This is a genomic window from Vibrio sp. PNB23_22_6 (assembly GCF_052877535.1).
Map to the genome: position 1 here is coordinate 154,459 of NZ_JBNFXP010000007.1, position 18,041 is coordinate 172,499.

At 46.4% G+C, this 18,041-nt stretch carries 17 protein-coding genes and 1 tRNA gene; 10 read left to right on the top strand and 8 right to left on the bottom strand.

The genetic code is table 11. The features are described 5' to 3' along the window. Positions 1-11: 11 nt before the first annotated feature. Complete coding sequence (locus tag ACVA54_RS08300; RefSeq protein WP_446608938.1) at positions 12-1,544, bottom strand: CYTH and CHAD domain-containing protein; 1,533 nt, start codon at positions 1,542-1,544, stop codon at positions 12-14. Between the two features lie 206 nt (positions 1,545-1,750). On the opposite strand from ACVA54_RS08300, the gene ACVA54_RS08305 reads away from it, so the two are divergent. From ACVA54_RS08305 to ACVA54_RS08315, 3 genes are all read left to right on the top strand, one after another. Next, entirely contained in the window at positions 1,751-2,431 is a 681-nt protein-coding gene (locus tag ACVA54_RS08305) for a TIGR00153 family protein (RefSeq protein ID WP_172438090.1), read from the top strand. Positions 2,432-2,561: 130 nt separating this feature from the next. Then, positions 2,562-3,821: an inorganic phosphate transporter gene (locus tag ACVA54_RS08310; RefSeq protein ID WP_446649517.1), complete on the top strand. Its 1,260-nt coding sequence runs from the start codon at positions 2,562-2,564 to the stop codon at positions 3,819-3,821. A gap of 191 nt (positions 3,822-4,012) precedes the next feature. Further along, positions 4,013-4,624, top strand: a complete 612-nt coding sequence (locus ACVA54_RS08315) for a TIGR04211 family SH3 domain-containing protein (protein WP_099078954.1) — start codon at positions 4,013-4,015, stop codon at positions 4,622-4,624. Between the two features lie 76 nt (positions 4,625-4,700). Here the strand turns inward: ACVA54_RS08315 and ACVA54_RS08320 are convergent, their stop codons facing one another. Together ACVA54_RS08320 and ACVA54_RS08325 are read right to left on the bottom strand one after the other, a co-directional pair. Further along, complete coding sequence (locus tag ACVA54_RS08320; RefSeq protein WP_119464046.1) at positions 4,701-5,411, bottom strand: general secretion pathway protein GspB; 711 nt, start codon at positions 5,409-5,411, stop codon at positions 4,701-4,703. Then, positions 5,411-7,030 (bottom strand): AAA family ATPase, encoded by a 1,620-nt coding sequence (locus ACVA54_RS08325; RefSeq protein ID WP_446649518.1) that lies wholly within the window; start codon positions 7,028-7,030, stop codon positions 5,411-5,413. Before ACVA54_RS08325 ends, ACVA54_RS08320 begins: the two co-directional genes overlap by 1 nt. Before the next feature lie 137 nt (positions 7,031-7,167). Between ACVA54_RS08325 and ACVA54_RS08330 the strand changes: the two genes are divergently transcribed. Continuing rightward, a complete protein-coding gene (locus ACVA54_RS08330; protein WP_099078826.1) occupies positions 7,168-8,409 on the top strand; it encodes a multifunctional CCA addition/repair protein in 1,242 nt (413 codons plus the stop codon). Positions 8,410-8,476: 67 nt separating this feature from the next. On the opposite strand, the gene ACVA54_RS08335 is transcribed toward ACVA54_RS08330, so the two are convergent. From ACVA54_RS08335 to folB, 3 genes are read right to left on the bottom strand one after another with little or no spacing between them, the layout of a single operon-like run. Next, a complete protein-coding gene (locus ACVA54_RS08335; RefSeq protein ID WP_446649519.1) occupies positions 8,477-9,280 on the bottom strand; it encodes an undecaprenyl-diphosphate phosphatase in 804 nt (267 codons plus the stop codon). A 15-nt stretch (positions 9,281-9,295) separates the two neighbouring features. Next, entirely contained in the window at positions 9,296-9,778 is a 483-nt protein-coding gene (gene folK / locus ACVA54_RS08340; protein WP_099078824.1) for a 2-amino-4-hydroxy-6-hydroxymethyldihydropteridine diphosphokinase, read from the bottom strand. Beyond that, positions 9,772-10,134: a bifunctional dihydroneopterin aldolase/7,8-dihydroneopterin epimerase gene (gene folB, locus ACVA54_RS08345; RefSeq protein WP_099078823.1), complete on the bottom strand. Its 363-nt coding sequence runs from the start codon at positions 10,132-10,134 to the stop codon at positions 9,772-9,774. The genes folK and folB overlap by 7 nt, the downstream gene beginning before the upstream one ends. A gap of 264 nt (positions 10,135-10,398) precedes the next feature. Here folB and plsY point away from each other — a divergent pair, with 264 nt between their 5' ends. Continuing rightward, entirely contained in the window at positions 10,399-11,010 is a 612-nt protein-coding gene (gene plsY, locus ACVA54_RS08350; protein ID WP_099078822.1) for a glycerol-3-phosphate 1-O-acyltransferase PlsY, read from the top strand. Positions 11,011-11,050: 40 nt separating this feature from the next. Here the strand turns inward: plsY and ACVA54_RS08355 are convergent, their stop codons facing one another. Beyond that, positions 11,051-11,866, bottom strand: a complete 816-nt coding sequence (locus ACVA54_RS08355; RefSeq protein ID WP_099078821.1) for an alpha/beta fold hydrolase — start codon at positions 11,864-11,866, stop codon at positions 11,051-11,053. A 122-nt stretch (positions 11,867-11,988) separates the two neighbouring features. Further along, complete coding sequence (tsaD, locus tag ACVA54_RS08360; protein ID WP_099078953.1) at positions 11,989-13,005, bottom strand: tRNA (adenosine(37)-N6)-threonylcarbamoyltransferase complex transferase subunit TsaD; 1,017 nt, start codon at positions 13,003-13,005, stop codon at positions 11,989-11,991. 230 nt (positions 13,006-13,235) lie between these two features. On the opposite strand from tsaD, the gene rpsU reads away from it, so the two are divergent. The 5 genes from rpsU to ACVA54_RS08385 all read left to right on the top strand — a co-directional run bounded on the left by rpsU (position 13,236) and on the right by ACVA54_RS08385 (position 18,009). After that, positions 13,236-13,451 (top strand): 30S ribosomal protein S21, encoded by a 216-nt coding sequence (gene rpsU / locus ACVA54_RS08365; protein WP_001145625.1) that lies wholly within the window; start codon positions 13,236-13,238, stop codon positions 13,449-13,451. A 27-nt stretch (positions 13,452-13,478) separates the two neighbouring features. Continuing rightward, positions 13,479-13,922: a GatB/YqeY domain-containing protein gene (locus ACVA54_RS08370; protein WP_099078820.1), complete on the top strand. Its 444-nt coding sequence runs from the start codon at positions 13,479-13,481 to the stop codon at positions 13,920-13,922. Positions 13,923-14,060: 138 nt separating this feature from the next. Then, positions 14,061-15,824 (top strand): DNA primase, encoded by a 1,764-nt coding sequence (dnaG, locus tag ACVA54_RS08375; RefSeq protein ID WP_119464091.1) that lies wholly within the window; start codon positions 14,061-14,063, stop codon positions 15,822-15,824. 99 nt (positions 15,825-15,923) lie between these two features. Beyond that, positions 15,924-17,789, top strand: coding sequence for an RNA polymerase sigma factor RpoD (gene rpoD / locus ACVA54_RS08380; protein ID WP_099078819.1), 1,866 nt, complete (start codon positions 15,924-15,926; stop codon positions 17,787-17,789). A gap of 144 nt (positions 17,790-17,933) precedes the next feature. Beyond that, positions 17,934-18,009 (top strand) — tRNA-Ile (locus ACVA54_RS08385). Positions 18,010-18,041: the final 32 nt, after the last annotated feature.

Consider the following 18,041-nt stretch of genomic DNA (forward strand, 5'->3'; position numbering starts at 1 on the left):
TTTATTTATCATTACTCTTGCCAATACGGCTCAACTTCAACACTGATGGCGCGCGTTTGATCCATCGCATGCAAGATGGAGCGCTCTTGGCGGGTTAGCCAGCGCTCTAACTGCTCTTGCTCTTCCCCCTCAAGCATACCAACCAATGGCAACAAGTGATTAAGCATCAGTAGATCATCAATACCATGGACTAAATCCGCCCAAGGTAAACGAAAGCTATTACGCTCTTCAGCGTCATACAAGCTCGCAAAACCAATCCCCGTATAGAGGTTACGCAATAAACGATAACGCTGATCCACATAGTCTTGTGCTGATAGCTCACGCTCAGCAGGAAAAGCCTCTATCAGCTCTGCCCACGTGCGGTCCAGCTGCGCCACCGAAAATGGCTGGATGTTACTCGACATTTTCTCGCGCGCTTTTTCGTCCAAGAATGGCTGCCAACCACGGGTTAAGATCCAACGGCTTAAATCAAGCAACAATCCGGTATAACGTGCGGAACTCAATAACGTCAGCACTTCTTCACGGCTCGGTAACTCTTCAAGTTGAGCGGTCAATTCAGAGACAAGGAACTTACGTGCATCCAATTTTCGCAGCACATTTCCTTTATCATCTAACAGCTCTTCCAAATGGGCATGTTCATCTAACCACACAAGCTCTTCTTCCAACCACTTGAGCTCCTGGCGTAAGATTGCACTGGCACGGCGTGGCACTATACTGGAAAAGATGGTCAACGTTTGACGAATAAAACGGATTGCATTCGCGATTTCACGCAATGCCTCAACGCAATCGCGCTCAGTATAAATTTGCTCGTGGTAATGCCAATGCGATAGAGCATGCTCTAATGAGTTAATGAGGCAATATTCTACCGTGTCCGTCGTGCTGGTGTTGACTAAAGCCAGTGGTTTAACCTCGTCTCCTGAGTAACCGGAGGCAAGACGATAACCTTTAGCCGCTTTGCTCAAGTTACCTAAGCGCATTCCTCCCGTCTCACATAGGCTGCGAGCTAGGGTAAATAGCGCATCAGTTTGACCCGATTTTAGTTCTAGCTCGACTTCGCAGATAGAATCTTGCTTCTCTTCTCCGTCTTCACCTTGGGCGATCACTGCACCTTGGTCAAAAGCCACTTCAATTTGGCTACCATCAGGCATACCAATCAACCACTGTTCACGAGTAAAGTTGGTAGAAAAGAGAGGGCTAAGCTCAGATTGTAACGTCGCAACGTCTTTCCCCACTGGCCAAATATCAAATGGGTGAAGTGTGAGCTCTGGCTTATTACTCGTGTGCTCAGCGTTGTATTCTGGTCTTTGATGAAGGCCAGCAACAACGCGCCCAGTGGTTTTTACTGTTTGAACAAACACATCATCAAAGCGACGAATTCTTAAACCAATGTCGTGCTTTCGTAGCCATTTATCAGCCGTATCAAAATAAGTGTTACCCAAGTCACGACAACTGTGCTGAAGAACTTTTGTTTCAGAAATTTTGTTTCTTAAAGTTTCTGAAAATTCAGGAGAAACAAAAAACTTCAGTTCTATCTCGGTTTCCATAGCTATACCTTTCAAAGCAGATAGAAACAGGATATTGCCTAATTTCCCACTCGGCAAGAAAGAAATATCAACGGAATGATGATCTAAAACAGTTTTAAAGAGCCATTTTATGCGTTACCATGCGCGCCTTTATAGCCATCCGTTCAACATTTCGCCAAGAAATGGTGTATGTTTTTTTAAGGTTATAGCTATTAGGTTGAATGACCATGCCAGTAAATACAATTATGGGGTTATTTGCAAAGTCCCCTATTAAGCCTTTGCAACGCCACGTTGTGTGTGTCAACGAATGTTGTTCACACCTAGTTAAATTTTTTGAAGTCTCTTCAAAAGGTGACTGGGAAAAAGCATCTGAAATCCGTGCTCAAATTTCTCATCTAGAGAAAGAAGCGGACGTGCTAAAGCGTGAGATCCGTCTAAAACTGCCTCGCGGTTTGTTCCTGCCAGTAGACCGTACTGACATGCTTGAGCTTCTGACTCAGCAGGACAAACTTGCTAACTTGGCAAAAGACATTGCTGGCCGTGTATATGGTCGTCAGCTTGTCATTCCTGAGACTCTCCAACCAAACTTCCTCGCTTACGTTCAACGTTGTCTTGATGCTGCTAACCAGGCGCAAAAAGTAATTAATGAACTTGATGAACTGCTAGAGACCGGCTTCAAAGGCCGCGAAGTAACGCTCGTTGCTGAAATGATTCATCAGTTGGACGAAATTGAAGATGACACCGATACAATGCAGATTGAACTGCGCCAACAATTGATGGCGATTGAATCTGAATTGAACCCTATTGATGTCATGTTCTTGTACAAGATTCTTGAATGGGTAGGTGGTATTGCCGACCAAGCGCAGCGCGTAGGTGCTCGTTTGGAAGTCATGCTATCTCGATCTTAAAACATAAGTTAACGACATAACGAAGAGCACGACTAACGCCTGTCAGATGGACGATGATTATTTTCACCGTCTTATGGACTGATGCGCGTAAAATTTTGCTCCGCTTGTTATAAAACAACTAGGTACTACGATGGATATCCTTGCGAACTACGGCACTGTCCTGATTATTGTTGCAGCGATTTTTGGTTTTATGATGGCAATTGGTATTGGCGCGAATGACGTTGCTAATGCGATGGGTACATCAGTCGGCTCAAAAGCGCTAACCGTAAAACAAGCGATCATCATTGCGATGATCTTCGAATTTGCGGGTGCATATCTTGCAGGTGGTGAAGTAACCGACACTATCCGTAAAGGTGTTATCGAAACATCTCTATTTGCTAACCAACCAGACATTCTTGTCTACGGTATGATGTCAGCGCTTCTTGCTGCTGGTACGTGGCTATTGCTTGCTTCTTACATGGGCTGGCCTGTATCTACCACTCACTCAATCATCGGTGCAATCATCGGTTTTGCGTGTGTGTCTGTCGGTACAGAAGCCGTTGACTGGAGCAGCGTTCAAGGGATTGTTGGTAGCTGGATCATTACACCTGTTATTTCAGGCTTCTTTGCTTACCTCATTTTCGTCAGTGCACAGCGCCTGATCTTTGATACTGAAAACCCGCTGATCAACGCGAAACGTTTCGTACCAGTTTACATGTTCATCACTACCATGGTGATTGCACTGGTAACGATCAAGAAAGGTCTAAAGCACGTTGGCCTGCACCTAACCAATGGCGAAGCGTGGATGTGGGCAGCTATCGTATCTGCAGTGGTAATGGCCGGTGGTTATTTCTACATTCAGAAGAAATTTGCTAACCGCGAAGAAGACCACGGTTTTGCTGGCGTAGAAAGCATTTTCAGCGTACTGATGGTTATCACAGCGTGTGCGATGGCATTTGCTCACGGCTCAAACGACGTAGCTAACGCGATCGGTCCACTGTCTGCGGTTGTTTCGACTGTTGAACACATGGGTGAAGTCACAGCGAAAAGCACCATCGCATGGTGGATTCTTCCTCTAGGTGGTTTCGGTATCGTCGTTGGTCTAGCAACACTTGGTCACAAAGTAATGGCAACGGTTGGCACCGGTATCACTGAACTGACACCAAGCCGTGGTTTTGCCGCTCAGCTAGCAACTGCATGTACGGTAGTTCTCGCGTCAGGTACTGGTCTACCTATCTCTACCACACAAACCCTTGTTGGTGCAGTTCTAGGTGTTGGTTTTGCTCGCGGTATTGCAGCACTTAACCTAGGCGTGGTACGTAACATCGTAGCATCTTGGATTGTGACACTGCCAGCAGGTGCGCTATTGGCGGTTGTGTTCTTCTACGGCATCCAAGCGATGTTCGCGTAAGACTGCTTTGGTGTAAAAGCTCTACGTCAATACAATGTAAGCGCTTTGTCATTATTGACTCAAACGCACAGAAAGGGAGGCTTTGCCTCCCTTCTTTGTTGCACCGCAGTTTGAAACTGCATAATATTCGTCTATTTCCGGCTCCAATCGGTGCCAAAGCTGTATCCAAGAAAATCGTTAAGGGATTTATTGTGAAAAAACTATTCATCACAGTTTTGTTTACTTTGCTAGCGGCGCCAGCAGCACTAGCGGCAGACCGTTACATTTCTGATGACCTATTCACTTTTATGCACTCTGGTCCAAACAACACTTACCGTATTATGGGCAGTGTTAACGCAGGCACAAAAGTACAACTTCTCCAAACAAACAAAGACACGGGATACACACAAGTTCGTGACGCTCGTGGTCGTACAGGCTGGGTTCAAAGCAAGTTTGTTACTAACCAAGAGAGCATGGCGATTCGTCTTCCTCGCGTAGAGAAAGAACTGAAAGAAGTGAAAGAGCAACTGGCAAACGCACGCCATAACTCAGACACAGAAAAAGCGGGTCTCGTCACCTCACTAGAAACGCGCAGCCAACAAATTTCTGATCTAGAGAAGAAATACTCAGAGATCAGCGACCAGCTAACATCTGTTGAAACAGAAAACCGCGAACTCCGCGCTAAGCTAGACACGCAAAAAGATGACATGCTGCTGAAGTACTTCACTTACGGTGGTGGTGTGGCAGGCCTTGGCCTTCTGTTTGGTTTGATTCTTCCTCTTCTCATTCCACGTAGAAAAAAATCGCCAGCAGGTTGGGCATAATCACCAACGCTGATTGAATAAAAAAGCCAGTCGATATTCGACTGGCTTTTTGCTATTTGCGATTCAAGTAACGAGATTACCCTTTCCACTCATAGAGTGCTGGGATTCGAATCTGCTCACCTTGGAACTCGACAATCACCGCTTGTGGCCGAATCTCTTTCAATGTTACTTGCCCATCAACGACATCACCCTGAAGATACTCTACGTTGTTGATTTTCACCCAGCGGCGCTTGATATCACTGGCGTACATATGGGTTTGCAGGTTTAGTGCAGGCAAACGTCCATACCATTGCTGCGCGTTACGTTCTAAATCGTTCACTTGGACAGAGGCGCTATCTGGTTGCTCTGTATTGGCCAATGCATTTTCGACTTTTAACGCCAAATCTGGAGCTAACGAGGAAAGGTCAAGATCATCAAGCGATAGATCCAACGCATCCTGATCCAACGCATTTTTCCCTGCCTGATGAGGGCGTTCTAACAGAGCCAACTCGCCTGGTACGGTTTCATGACTGGTGTATTGTGCGTCGTTAAAAGTGCCCATATCGCTTGGTAGCTCTGCCGTTGGCCATTCGCGTGGCAAATGAGCAAGCATTGGCGTTTCTGGATAACTTAAACTTTCAAACGTCTGCTTTACGACCACTGGCGCGGTTTCAACCACAGGGGTAGCTTGCGTCACCCTAACTGGTTCTGGCGATGCCTGAGCAAATAAATCCAGATACCAGGCTACGCCAACTGCGGTTAAACTGACAGGTAACAGGAAGAGCCCTACATGTTTCATCATCGGCATTATGCTTCCTCCCCGCGGATTTTCTCTAACACTGGTGCATTGGGCTGTATGCTCTGTTGTAAGCGTTCTAATGTACGCTGACCTGCAATGCCATCAACCGCAATGCCTTGCCAACGTTGAAACAGTTCGACGCGCTCTTTTAAAGCGCGATCAAAAATATCGGACTCCAGCGGCTGTTCATTAACGGCTTGGGCTAACAGTTCATCTAATACTTCAATGGCTGGACCCTGCATACCCAAACGTAATGTCTCTTTAAGTGGCGCTTGCCATAACTCAATGATATTGCCTTGCCACAACGGTTTAAGCCATGAAACTGGCAAACGTAGACGTTGGCTGCCATTGAGTACTTCGACTTTGTTATCACCAATCGCATACAAAATGACGTAGCCAACTTGGCCTTGGTAGTTAAGCTCTAGAATCACAGGGCGATTCTGTTGGACTAAGTGCGCCCAAGTCGCCATTTTTCGTTCACAGCGCATGGTCGATTGCGGCTCTGACAAACATAAGTTATCACGCACCGAAGCCTGATAACCCCATAGTTTATAAAGTTCGTTTACCACTAAACTCGATTGTGCCTGCTCCAACAAAGTATCGCGCTGCTCATTCGCCAATTGTTCATTCACCATTGGGGAGGCTATGTGCTGGACCACTTGAGCAACTTCGACGGGCTTAGTCGCCAAAGGCAATTTAAGTGACACCTGCTGCGTTACTCCCCACCCAATGCCCAACGCGGCCAATATGCCAACGGCCACCGATCCCCACATTGGCCATTCGAAACTCTGAACGGGTTTATCTTGTTGGTAAATATCCGCTTGAAACTGCATCACTTCTTCACAAGCTTGATGCACCGTCTGCTTATCGACCACCACATTGCCTTTGTAATAACTCATATTCAGCGACTTATCACAAATCAGATTGATAAGGCGTGGAATGCCGTGGCTGTACTTCGCTATCAATTTGGTTGAACTGCGGTCAAACAGTTGCTTGTCACCACCGGCTGTATGCAGACGGAAAGTAATGTAATCTACTGTTTCCTTCTCATCCAGCGGTAGTAAGTGGTAACGTCCGGTAATACGTTGCGCAAGCTGACGCAGCTGAGTGGTTTGCAGTAAACGTTGTAGCTCTGGCTGACCCACCAGTAGCACTTTGAGTAGTTTTCTGGTGTCCGTTTCTAGATTGGTCAGCAGACGTAACTGCTCTAACACATCCGCAGCCAAGTGCTGAGCTTCGTCAATGACCAACAGGGTTTGCCTGCCGAACTTGTGATTGTCCAGCAGGTGGCCATGAATCGTTTGGTTAAGCTGCTTTAATGTCGCATCTTGTGGATACGCTACGTTAAACTCATCACAGATGGCTTCTAGTAGATCACGGCTAGAAAATGTAGGGTTGAGAATCAAGCCCGCTTTGGTGTTTTCATCTAAGTTCGCCAACATCGCTTTTGCGACCGTCGTTTTACCTGTCCCGACTTCGCCTGTCAGCATGGCAAAACCACCACCATCGCCTAACCCCGCCTGAAGATGCGTAATGGCCTCTTTATGGCGTTGGCTCAGGTACAGATAACGCGAGTTTGGAACGATCGAAAATGGCAGTTCAACAAACCCGAAAAAGTCCTTATACATTAGGATCTCCAGCTAAAAAACGGTCGCATAGAGTCAGATATGGGCGAAACCACAGCGCATCTGCTCTTAGGAGTAAAGAAAAGTACCATTGCTTGCTACAATGTCCAACGTCATATCGATAAATTAAGAGGTAATTCGTGCAAGTTTATTTAGTAGGTGGCGCCGTCCGAGATCAGTTACTCGGAATTAACAGCTATGACAAAGATTGGGTAGTGGTTGGTGCGACACCAGAGATCATGCTTGCCCAGGGGTACACGGCCGTTGGTAAAGATTTTCCTGTATTCCTTCACCCTAAAAATAAAGAAGAGCACGCACTTGCACGAACCGAAAGAAAATCTGGTGCTGGTTACACGGGATTTGAATGCTTCTTTGATCAAAATGTGACACTCGAAGAAGACCTTATCCGTCGCGATCTCACCATTAATGCGATGGCGATGGATGACGACGGCAAACTGTATGACCCATACGGTGGTCAACGAGATCTCACCGCAAAAGTACTGCGTCATGTCTCCGATGCATTTATCGAAGATCCGTTGCGCGTTCTGCGAGTTGCTCGCTTTGCAGCTAAATTGTCAGACCTAGGCTTTACCGTCGCGGAAGAAACAATGCAACTGATGGAGGAGATGACGAGCTCTGGTGAACTGAGTACACTCACCGCTGAACGTGTGTGGCAAGAGTGGTACAAATCACTCTCAACGCCTCGTCCCGATGTGTTTCTGTCTGTACTCAGAAACTGCGGCGCTTTAGCCGTTGTTTTACCAGAAATCGATGCTCTATTTGGTGTACCTCAGCCTGAAAAGTGGCACCCTGAGATTGATACTGGCATTCACACCTTAATGGTCGCAGAGCAAGCAGCAAAACTAAGCCATTCACTGCCGGTTCGCTTTGCAGCGCAAGTGCATGACTTAGGTAAAGGTGTCACACCGAAAAGCGAATGGCCAAGTCATAAGATGCATTGCCATACCGGCTTAACGTTAATTAAGCGACTATGTGAACGAGTTCGCGTGCCAAATGAGTTTCGCGATCTCGCTTTAATGGTGTGCGAACAACACTCCAATATCCACCGCGCCACCGAACTCAAACCACAAACTATCATCAAGATCCTTAACAAATTTGATGTGTGGCGAAAGCCCGAACGCTTGCAAGACATCTTGATTTGCTGCCAAGCCGACCACGCAGGCCGTAAAGGGTTGGAAGGTGAATCTTACCCGCAAGCGGCGTTGTTTATGCGTGCCTATCAAGCAGCGGTATCTATTAATGTTCAGGCCATTATCCAGGATGGGTTCAAAGGCCCGGCAATCCGTGACGAACAGGAAAAACGTCGTATTGAAGCGGTCAACGTTGCACTAAATAATCCCGAATCCACCCCACATAAGTGACTCCAAAATGCCCACTCAGCTGAGTGGGCATTTTCAATTCATCCGGGATTCTTGATAGATCGGTTGGTTATGCGCTCAGTAAGATTGCAAACAAACCAAAACCTAGAATCAGACGGTAAATCACAAATGGCGTCATGCCCATGCGTGAAATCATCTTCAAGAAAAAGTGGATACAGATGTAGGCACTAATAAATGAAGTCACGATACCCGTCAGCAAGAAGCCAACATGCACAGGTTCACCACTGGTCACCAGCTTCATACCCAAGTAACCACCAGCCAAAGTGATGATTGGGATCGACATTAGAAATGAGAAACGTGCTGCCGCTTCACGAGTAAAGCCTAGGTAAAGTGCTGCGGTAATGGTAGCTCCTGAACGAGAAGTACCCGGTATCATCGCCAACGCTTGTGCTATACCAATAAATAACGCTTTCTTCCAACCCGTTTGGTACTCATCCGCTACTAGCTCTGCGTTCTTGTCCACCCACCAAAGCAGTAAACCAAAAATGATGGTTGTGGTCGCGATCACATACGCGCTGCGCAGGTAAACCTCGATGATGTCTTTCATCAACAAGCCAAACACACACGCCGGGATCGTCGCGATCACGATCATCCATGCAAGTTTGGCTTCTTTACTGCGATCGCCTTTAAAGATCGATGCAAACAGCGCTTGAAATAGCGTGATCACTTCCTGGTGGAAATAGATCACTACTGCCATCAAGGTACCGACGTGAACGGCAACATCAAACGCCAAACCTTGATCTTCCCAACCCAAAATAGCGGAAGGCAGGATCAAGTGCGCAGAGCTGGATATTGGCAAAAACTCTGTCAGCCCCTGAATCAGAGCCAAGATAAAAGCTTCAAAGTAACTCATGTAAATAACTCAAAATTAAAGTGAAAAAGAAACTGGTCTGAGCGTTCCTGTAGGCTGCATCGCCTGCCAGATATCGGCAACAGTGCGCCCATCTCCGGGGATCACCAAATAAGGTTCCAGATCATACAAGGGCTTTGTGATAAAAGGATATTTGAATATATCACTGCGAGGCAGCTCAGGTTTTTGCTGCGAAATACAATCACCAAACAAAACGATATCGAGATCTAAGGTTCGATCCTGATACTTTTGCGCATTTTTCTCGCGTCCCCACTTAAACTCAATCTCGCGTAAGCGGTCACTTAACACGTCGAGTGATAACTCCGTGGAAAAACTGATCACGAAGTTATAAAAATTCTGACTGCTAAAGCCAACTGGCTCGCATTCATATATCGGCGATATGTGGAGATTCGTTCCAAGCTGCTGTAACTCTTGATAAGCGGCAAGCGAATGCTGCTCTCTATCTATATTGGTACCAACGCCGATATAAGCTTTTACCATGCCTGACCTCGTTCAATCACCACGCCAACGGCGCGTGCTTGAGGTACCGCGCCAGGTTTCGCTAAACGAATTTTTACCCAAGGCACACAAAAACGTTGCATGATCAACTCTGCGACTTCTTCTGCAACGCGCTCTACCAATAAGAAACGACCATTTTCAATATGATTGAGTACCGCTTGGCTCACTTGTGAGTAATCAAGCGCATCTTGAACGTCATCACTTTTACCCGCAGGCTTATTATCGTGTGCCATTTCGATATCTAGTACTAACTTTTGCTTAATTTGCTGTTCCCAATCGTACACACCAATCGTGGTGATCACTTCTAACTGCTCAATAAATACTTTATCTAGGGCCATCTTATGTCCTTTAATCCCAGAGGTCGGATACCCGATAAGGGTAATTTGATCGTAATATTCTATACCGAAGCAACCTAAGTGCTCGTGAGCAAAACACTTAGAAATAAAAAGTTACTTGGGTATAAACTGCGACGACTCTTTATATACAAGAACGACTATTATGCAAGCTCTATCGCAGAGAGTGATTTTGCTCATCACCGATTCGCGCTATGATAGCAACTACGCGGGAACTGAGCATTAATTTCCAATCCATCAAGGACTTCTATGGACGCACTGGCACTGATAATGACAATGGCTGCCTATTTGCTGGGTTCGATCTCCAGTGCGGTTTTGATCTGTCGTTTACTAAAACTGCCAGACCCACGCAAAGTCGGCTCCAATAACCCAGGAGCCACGAATGTCTTGCGCATTGGTAGTAAAGGCGCTGCGGTGTCTGTATTGCTGTGCGATATGCTCAAAGGCACCATTCCTGTTTGGAGTGGTTACTTCTTGGGTATCGACCCAATTATCCTTGGCGTTATTGCCATTGCCGCCTGCTTAGGCCATATGTATCCGATTTTCTTCCATTTTAAAGGTGGTAAAGGCGTCGCGACCGCATTGGGCGCGATCGCACCTATCGGTTTAGATCTAACCGGCCTTGTGATGCTCACTTGGCTATCTGTGGCCATTTTGTTCCGCTACTCTTCCCTCGCAGCCTTAGTCACGGTGTTGGTGACCCCTTTTTACGCTTGGATGTTCAAACCACAATACACATTGCCTGTCGCCATGCTGTGCTGTTTGATTGTGTTTAAGCATCACCAAAACATACGCCGATTGTTGTCTGGTGAAGAGCCTAAAATCGGTGAGAAGAAGTTGGCAGAAAAAAACTCGGCGTAATGCCGAGCTTTATTTAAAGCGTTAAGTGCATAGGGTGAAATTAAGCATGTACTTGATTTAGGAAGTCCAATAGCATCTGATTCACAAATTCTGGCTGCTCTAACGCACTAATGTGGCCCGCTTGCGGAATTTCTACTAACTTACTGCCAGTGATGCAGTCACTCATCAAGTAAGACTCAAATACCGGGCGTGGTTTATCTTCACGACCTACCGCAATTAAGGTTGGCAAAGCAAACATTTCAGAGTCTTCTATCACATCACGGCGACCAAACACCATTCGACCAATGCGAGCAACTTCAACCGCACGCTCACCTTTCAGATTTTCAAGGCTTTGTTTGAACGACAATACCATCTCAGGGTTGGTTTGCTCCGCATCATTGGCAAAAAACAGAGGCACCACAGCATCCACGATAGGCGCAGGAACTGCCTGAACTTGACTGATGGTATCCAGCATGGCGAAATACTTCTTATGCGCCACTTCCGGCTCAAGGCCGATAAACGTATCCATCAGTACCAATGACTTCACTCGTTGCGGCGCTTGTGATGTCAACTCTGCGCCCCACATTCCACCAACAGATAACCCAACAACAGAGAACTGTTCGATCTCGAGATGATCCATCAACGCTAACATATGCTGAGCGTAATCCACCAAAGAGTGGGTTGACACTGGGGCGGCTTCTGATTCGCCATGCGCCCATAAGTCCGGCACGATACAACGATAAGATTGACTTAATACTTCAATTTGAGGCGCCCACATTTGGCTATCCCACAAATAACTGTGACCAAACAACAGCACCGGACCTTCGCCGATATCTAAATAAGCAAGTTGCTGGCCTTCAATTTCAAATTTATTCATGCATATTTCCATTTTCTTTTGGTATGAACCGTTCCATCACCAAAATCATGTTCCAAAGAAACATAAACAAAAGGCCTCTGATTTCAGAGACCTTTCGCATTAACCATTCACTTTAATCGCCGTTACGCAATAGGCGTTAGTTGGTCGATTGGCCAGCGAGGACGCGCCTCTACAGACATATCAGCCACTTCACCATTCTTCAACCGCTGCATGCCAGCATAAGCGATCATCGCCCCGTTGTCGGTACAGAATTCAGTGCGTGGGTAATACACTTCACCACCGATTTTCTTCGCTAGCTTCTCAAGCTCTGCGCGCAGACGACGATTCGCACTGACACCACCAGCAATCACGATACGCTTCATGCCTGTTTGCTCTAGTGCACGCTTACACTTGATTGCCAGCGTTGCACATACCGCTTCTTCGAATGCTAACGCGATATCCGCGCGTGTTTGCTCGTCATCACCATTTGCCGCGATGGTATTCGCAGTAAAGGTTTTCAAGCCAGAGAAACTCATATCCAAACCGGGTACGTTCGTCATTGGGCGTGGGAACTTAAAGCGACCCGGCGTGCCCTTTTCTGCCAGCTTGGATAGCAACGGTCCACCAGGGTAATCCAAGCCCATCAGCTTCGCAGTTTTATCGAAAGCTTCACCTGCTGCATCATCAATCGACTCGCCGAGGATTTTGTATTCCCCAATGCCCTTTACTTCCACCATCATAGAGTGGCCACCCGACACCAATACCGCCACAAATGGAAATGGCGGTGGATTGTCTTCTAGCATAGGAGCAAGCAAATGGCCTTCCATATGGTGAACCGGCACCGCTGGCACTCCCCAAGCGTAAGCGATACTACGACCAATGGTCGCGCCAACCAACAGAGCACCGACTAAACCTGGACCAGCGGTGTACGCCACACCATCAATGTCTTTCGGGGTTAGATTGGCCTCCTTTAGCGCTTCTTTAATAAGAGGAATCGTTTTCTTAACGTGGTCACGTGAAGCCAGTTCCGGCACAACGCCACCGTAATCTGCATGTAGCTTTACTTGGCTATACAACTTGTGTGACAACAGACCATTCTCATCGTCATAAATCGCGATGCCCGTCTCGTCACAAGAGGTTTCAATACCGATAATGCGCATGGTTTTCTCAGTATGTTTTCTGTCTAGGGGAAATTTGAGCGTCATATTACCCTGCCTTTCCACTTCAAACAAATTTTGTACAGACAATAAGCGATAAAACACTTTACAAAGCTGTAGTGATCGGATTAAAATTCCGCACCATTTTTGATCAAGCTGGTAAGTGATCAAACATTTGTGATTTGGTCCATTGAATGCCAGCGTTAACGAATAACCCCTGAGGTGAAAGGCATATGCCAGTAGTTAAAGTACGTGAAAACGAACCGTTCGACGTTGCACTACGTCGTTTCAAGCGCTCTTGCGAAAAAGCAGGTATCCTTTCTGAAGTGCGTCGTCGTGAGCACTACGAAAAACCAACTACAGTTCGCAAACGCGCTAAAGCAGCAGCTCAAAAGCGTCACGCTAAGAAGCTAGCTCGCGAAAACGCTCGTCGCGTTCGCCTGTACTAATAACTGAGCTCCGGTAGGAATTTAGTTATGGCTCTGATTGATCAACTCAAAGAAGAGCAAAAATTAGCGATGAAAGCCAAGGACAAATTGCGCCTTGGTACTATTCGTTTAGCCCTATCAGCAATTAAGCAACGTGAAGTTGACGAACAGATTACTCTGAACGATGACGACATTATTGCTGTGCTGACCAAAATGGTTAAACAACGTCGCGACTCTGTCACGCAATTTGAAGCAGCGGGTCGTCAAGATCTTGCTGATGCGGAACAAGCAGAAATTACCGTTCTTGAGGACTTTATGCCTCAACCACTGACCGATGAAGAAGTTGCAACTCTTATCGAGAATGCAATCGCTGAATCTGGCGCAGCTGGCATGCAAGACATGGGCAAAGTAATGGGCGTTCTGAAACCGCAAATTCAAGGGCGTACAGATATGGGTAAAGTGAGCGGTTTAGTTCGCGCTAAATTAGCTTAACACCCCACCCAATTGCAGCAAGCCGTGCTATCCTTTGGAGCGCACGGCTTGTTTGTATCTGGATGAATGGAAGACAATCAGCCATTCTCAAGCTGGTTCCATCTCTCTGCTCACTGTTTTCTTTTTTTGTTAGGTTTTATGGCTGGACACATCCCACGTAGTTTTATTGATGACCTCCTAGCTCGGCTTGATATTGTCGATATCATCGACGCACGCGTAAAACTTAAGAAAAAAGGCAAAAACTACGGCGCTTGTTGCCCTTTCCATAACGAAAAGACCCCTTCATTCAGCGTAAGCCAAGAGAAACAGTTTTATCACTGCTTTGGCTGTGGCGTGCACGGTAATGCCATCGACTTCATCATGGAGTTCGAACGTTTAGACTTTGTCGAAGCCATTGAAGAACTGGCCTCTTATCTTGGTTTGGATGTACCACGTGAACAACGCAGCGGTGGTAGCGGCCCATCGAATTCCGGCCCACAAGCCAGCAGCAGTGAAAAACGCAGTCTTTACGATTTAATGGGCAGTATTGCTCAGTTTTATCGCAATCAACTCAAACAGCCAGCCAGCAAAGTGGCCATTGAGTACCTAAAAGATCGCGGACTGTCTGGTGAAATAGTGCAGAAATTTGGCATCGGCTACGTCGCTGATGAATGGGACTTGGTACGTAAAAACTTCGGCCAACAAAAAGACAATCAGGACATGCTCGTCACTGGCGGCATGTTGATTGAAAACGATAAAGGCAACCGTTACGACCGCTTCCGTGGCCGTATTATGTTTCCTATTCGCGATCGTCGTGGCCGAGTGATTGGTTTTGGTGGTCGCGTACTTGGCGATGGCACACCAAAATACCTTAACTCACCAGAAACGCCAATCTTTCATAAAGGCAAAGAACTTTACGGCCTTTATGAAGTATTACAGGCATATCGTGAGCCACCACGAATCTTGGTGGTTGAAGGGTATATGGATGTTGTAGCACTTGCGCAATATGGCATAGATTACTCTGTCGCCTCGCTGGGTACCTCCACTACTGGCGACCACGTTCAACTGCTGTTTCGTCAAACCAACACCGTTGTCTGTTGTTACGATGGTGACCGCGCCGGTAAAGAAGCCGCTTGGCGCGCATTGGAGAACGCACTTCAGTACCTAAAAACAGGCAACACTCTGAAGTTCTTATTCTTGCCTGACGGTGAAGACCCGGACAGCTATGTTCGTAAATATGGCAAAGCGGCATTTGAACAACAGATTGAGCAAGCAACCCCGCTATCAAGCTACCTATTTGATAACCTGATTGAACTGCACCAAATCAATCTGGGTAACCATGAGGGGAAATCAGCACTGCGAGCTTACGCCAGTGCCTTGATAGACAAAATTCCTGACCCATACTTTCAGGAGTTACTTGAAAAACTGCTTGATGAGCGCACGGGCTTTGACAACAACCTGCGTCAATCACGTAGAAAGAGCAGTGAATCTCGACCTCAACCGCACAAGGAGATTAAACGTACTCCAATGCGCGAGGTTATCGCTCTACTTATTCAAAATCCGAGCTATGCTCAAATGGTACCGGATCTCTCTACCGTTAGAGAGTTATCCATACCAGGTCTAAGTTTATTTGTTGATGTACTTGATAAATGTCAGGCGCATCCCCATATCAATACAGGCCAATTATTAGAGCATTGGCGTAACAACCAGAATGAGACCCTTCTGTCTCGTCTTGCGAGCTGGGATATTCCCCTCGATGAAGACAATCAAGAAGAAATATTTTTTGACTCACTGGACAAAATTATTGCCCAGTGTGTAGAAAAACAAATTGAAAACCTGCAGGCCAAAGCAAGAAGTGTCGGTTTATCAACCGAAGAAAAAAGGGAGCTTCAAGATTTAATCATGAGAGACTTGAAAGCGTAACCCTGATTAATTAGTCAGCAACAATTTAATTTGTTATAGTAAGTGGTTTGCATTTCGCATACTGATTCCTTCACCAGATTACGAAGTTGGATACCGTCTATGGATCAAAATCCGCAGTCACAGCTAAAGTCACTTGTTATTAAAGGCAAGGAACAAGGCTATCTGACCTACGCCGAAGTAAATGACCACCTACCTGCTGAAATCGTAGATTCAGAACAGGTAGAAGATATCATTCAGATGATCAACGATATGGGTATCAAGGTAGTAGAAACTGCTCCTGATGCTGATGATCTCGCACTGAACGATGACACAAATATTACCGATGAAGATGCAGCTGAAGCTGCTGCTGCTGCACTTTCTAGCGTAGAAAGTGAAATTGGTCGTACAACAGACCCAGTTCGCATGTACATGCGTGAAATGGGTACTGTAGAACTACTAACACGCGAAGGCGAAATCGATATCGCAAAACGTATTGAAGAAGGTATTAACCAAGTTCAATCGTCTGTTGCGGAATACCCTGGCACTATCCCATACATTCTTGAACAGTTTGATAAAGTTCAAGCAGAAGAACTGCGTCTTACTGACCTAATCTCTGGATTTGTTGATCCTGACGCAGAAGATACAACTGCGCCAACGGCAACGCACATCGGCTCTGAACTGTCTGAATCTCAACTAGAAGATGAAGACGACGGAGATGTCGATGAAGATGAGGATGGCGACGACGATTCAGAAGGCGAATCTGAAGAAGATGTTGGTATTGACCCAGAGTTAGCGCTTGAGAAATTCAACCAGCTACGCAGCACGTACCAAAACCTTCAGCTAGCAATTAACGAACACGGCTATGACAGCCCGAAAGCGACCGTTGCTAACGAATTGATGCTAGACGTATTCAAAGAATTCCGCCTAACACCAAAACAGTTCGATCACCTTGTAAATGAACTGCGTACCGCTATGGATCGCGTTCGTACTCAAGAACGTTTGATCATGAAAGCGGCGGTTGAATACGGCAAAATGCCGAAGAAATCGTTCATCGCGCTATTTACTGGCAACGAATCAAACCAAGCTTGGTTAGATGAAGTGTTAGCATCAGATAAGCCATACGCTGAGAAGATCAAGCGTAGTGAAGAAGATCTCCGCCGTTCAATCACCAAACTAAGGATGATTGAAGAGGAAACGTCTCTAACAGTACAAAGTATCAAAGACATCAGCCGTCGTATGTCTATCGGTGAAGCGAAAGCTCGCCGTGCGAAGAAAGAGATGGTTGAAGCGAACTTACGTCTGGTAATTTCTATCGCTAAGAAATACACCAACCGTGGTCTACAGTTCTTGGATCTGATCCAGGAAGGTAACATCGGTCTGATGAAAGCGGTAGATAAGTTCGAATACCGTCGTGGCTACAAGTTCTCGACTTACGCAACGTGGTGGATCCGTCAGGCAATCACTCGTTCAATCGCGGACCAAGCACGTACGATTCGTATTCCGGTACACATGATCGAAACGATCAACAAACTAAACCGTATCTCTCGTCAAATGCTACAAGAGATGGGCCGTGAGCCGCTACCGGAAGAACTGGCAGAGCGTATGCAAATGCCAGAAGACAAAATTCGTAAAGTACTGAAAATCGCTAAAGAGCCAATCTCAATGGAGACACCAATCGGTGACGACGAAGATTCGCATCTAGGTGATTTCATCGAAGATACGACACTAGAACTGCCGCTAGACTCCGCAACGGCGACAAGCCTGAAAATGGCAACAAAAGACGTACTTGCAGGCCTAACGCCACGTGAAGCAAAAGTTCTTCGTATGCGCTTTGGTATCGACATGAACACTGACCACACTCTAGAAGAAGTGGGTAAGCAGTTCGACGTTACTCGTGAACGTATCCGTCAGATCGAAGCAAAAGCTCTACGTAAGCTTCGTCACCCAAGCCGTTCAGAAACACTGCGTAGCTTCTTAGACGAATAATCCAAGCGATTAGAATCAAAAAAGGTGACCTTAGGTCACCTTTTTTATTATTTGCAGTGCTAAGTGAATAAAAACTAAGCGCAATTTCCCTACCTTGTGGCTAGACACCTTGCAACGCTTCCCCTATAATCGTTGACCTAACAAGGCCCCTTAGCTCAGTGGTTAGAGCAGTCGACTCATAATCGATTGGTCATGTGTTCAAGTCACATAGGGGCCACCAATTCTTGATAAGGCGTATGGAGAAATTCATGC

Coding starts and splice junctions, on each gene's coding strand:
- ACVA54_RS08300 (WP_446608938.1), bottom strand. CDS start 1,544: ATGGAAACCGAGATAGAACTGAAGTTTTTTGTTTCTCCTGAATTTTCA.
- ACVA54_RS08305 (WP_172438090.1), top strand. CDS start 1,751: ATGCCAGTAAATACAATTATGGGGTTATTTGCAAAGTCCCCTATTAAG.
- ACVA54_RS08310 (WP_446649517.1), top strand. CDS start 2,562: ATGGATATCCTTGCGAACTACGGCACTGTCCTGATTATTGTTGCAGCG.
- ACVA54_RS08320 (WP_119464046.1), bottom strand. CDS start 5,411: ATGCCGATGATGAAACATGTAGGGCTCTTCCTGTTACCTGTCAGTTTA.
- ACVA54_RS08325 (WP_446649518.1), bottom strand. CDS start 7,030: ATGTATAAGGACTTTTTCGGGTTTGTTGAACTGCCATTTTCGATCGTT.
- ACVA54_RS08335 (WP_446649519.1), bottom strand. CDS start 9,280: ATGAGTTACTTTGAAGCTTTTATCTTGGCTCTGATTCAGGGGCTGACA.
- folK (WP_099078824.1), bottom strand. CDS start 9,778: ATGGTAAAAGCTTATATCGGCGTTGGTACCAATATAGATAGAGAGCAG.
- folB (WP_099078823.1), bottom strand. CDS start 10,134: ATGGCCCTAGATAAAGTATTTATTGAGCAGTTAGAAGTGATCACCACG.
- plsY (WP_099078822.1), top strand. CDS start 10,399: ATGGACGCACTGGCACTGATAATGACAATGGCTGCCTATTTGCTGGGT.
- ACVA54_RS08355 (WP_099078821.1), bottom strand. CDS start 11,866: ATGAATAAATTTGAAATTGAAGGCCAGCAACTTGCTTATTTAGATATC.
- tsaD (WP_099078953.1), bottom strand. CDS start 13,005: ATGCGCATTATCGGTATTGAAACCTCTTGTGACGAGACGGGCATCGCG.
- rpsU (WP_001145625.1), top strand. CDS start 13,236: ATGCCAGTAGTTAAAGTACGTGAAAACGAACCGTTCGACGTTGCACTA.
- ACVA54_RS08370 (WP_099078820.1), top strand. CDS start 13,479: ATGGCTCTGATTGATCAACTCAAAGAAGAGCAAAAATTAGCGATGAAA.
- dnaG (WP_119464091.1), top strand. CDS start 14,061: ATGGCTGGACACATCCCACGTAGTTTTATTGATGACCTCCTAGCTCGG.
- rpoD (WP_099078819.1), top strand. CDS start 15,924: ATGGATCAAAATCCGCAGTCACAGCTAAAGTCACTTGTTATTAAAGGC.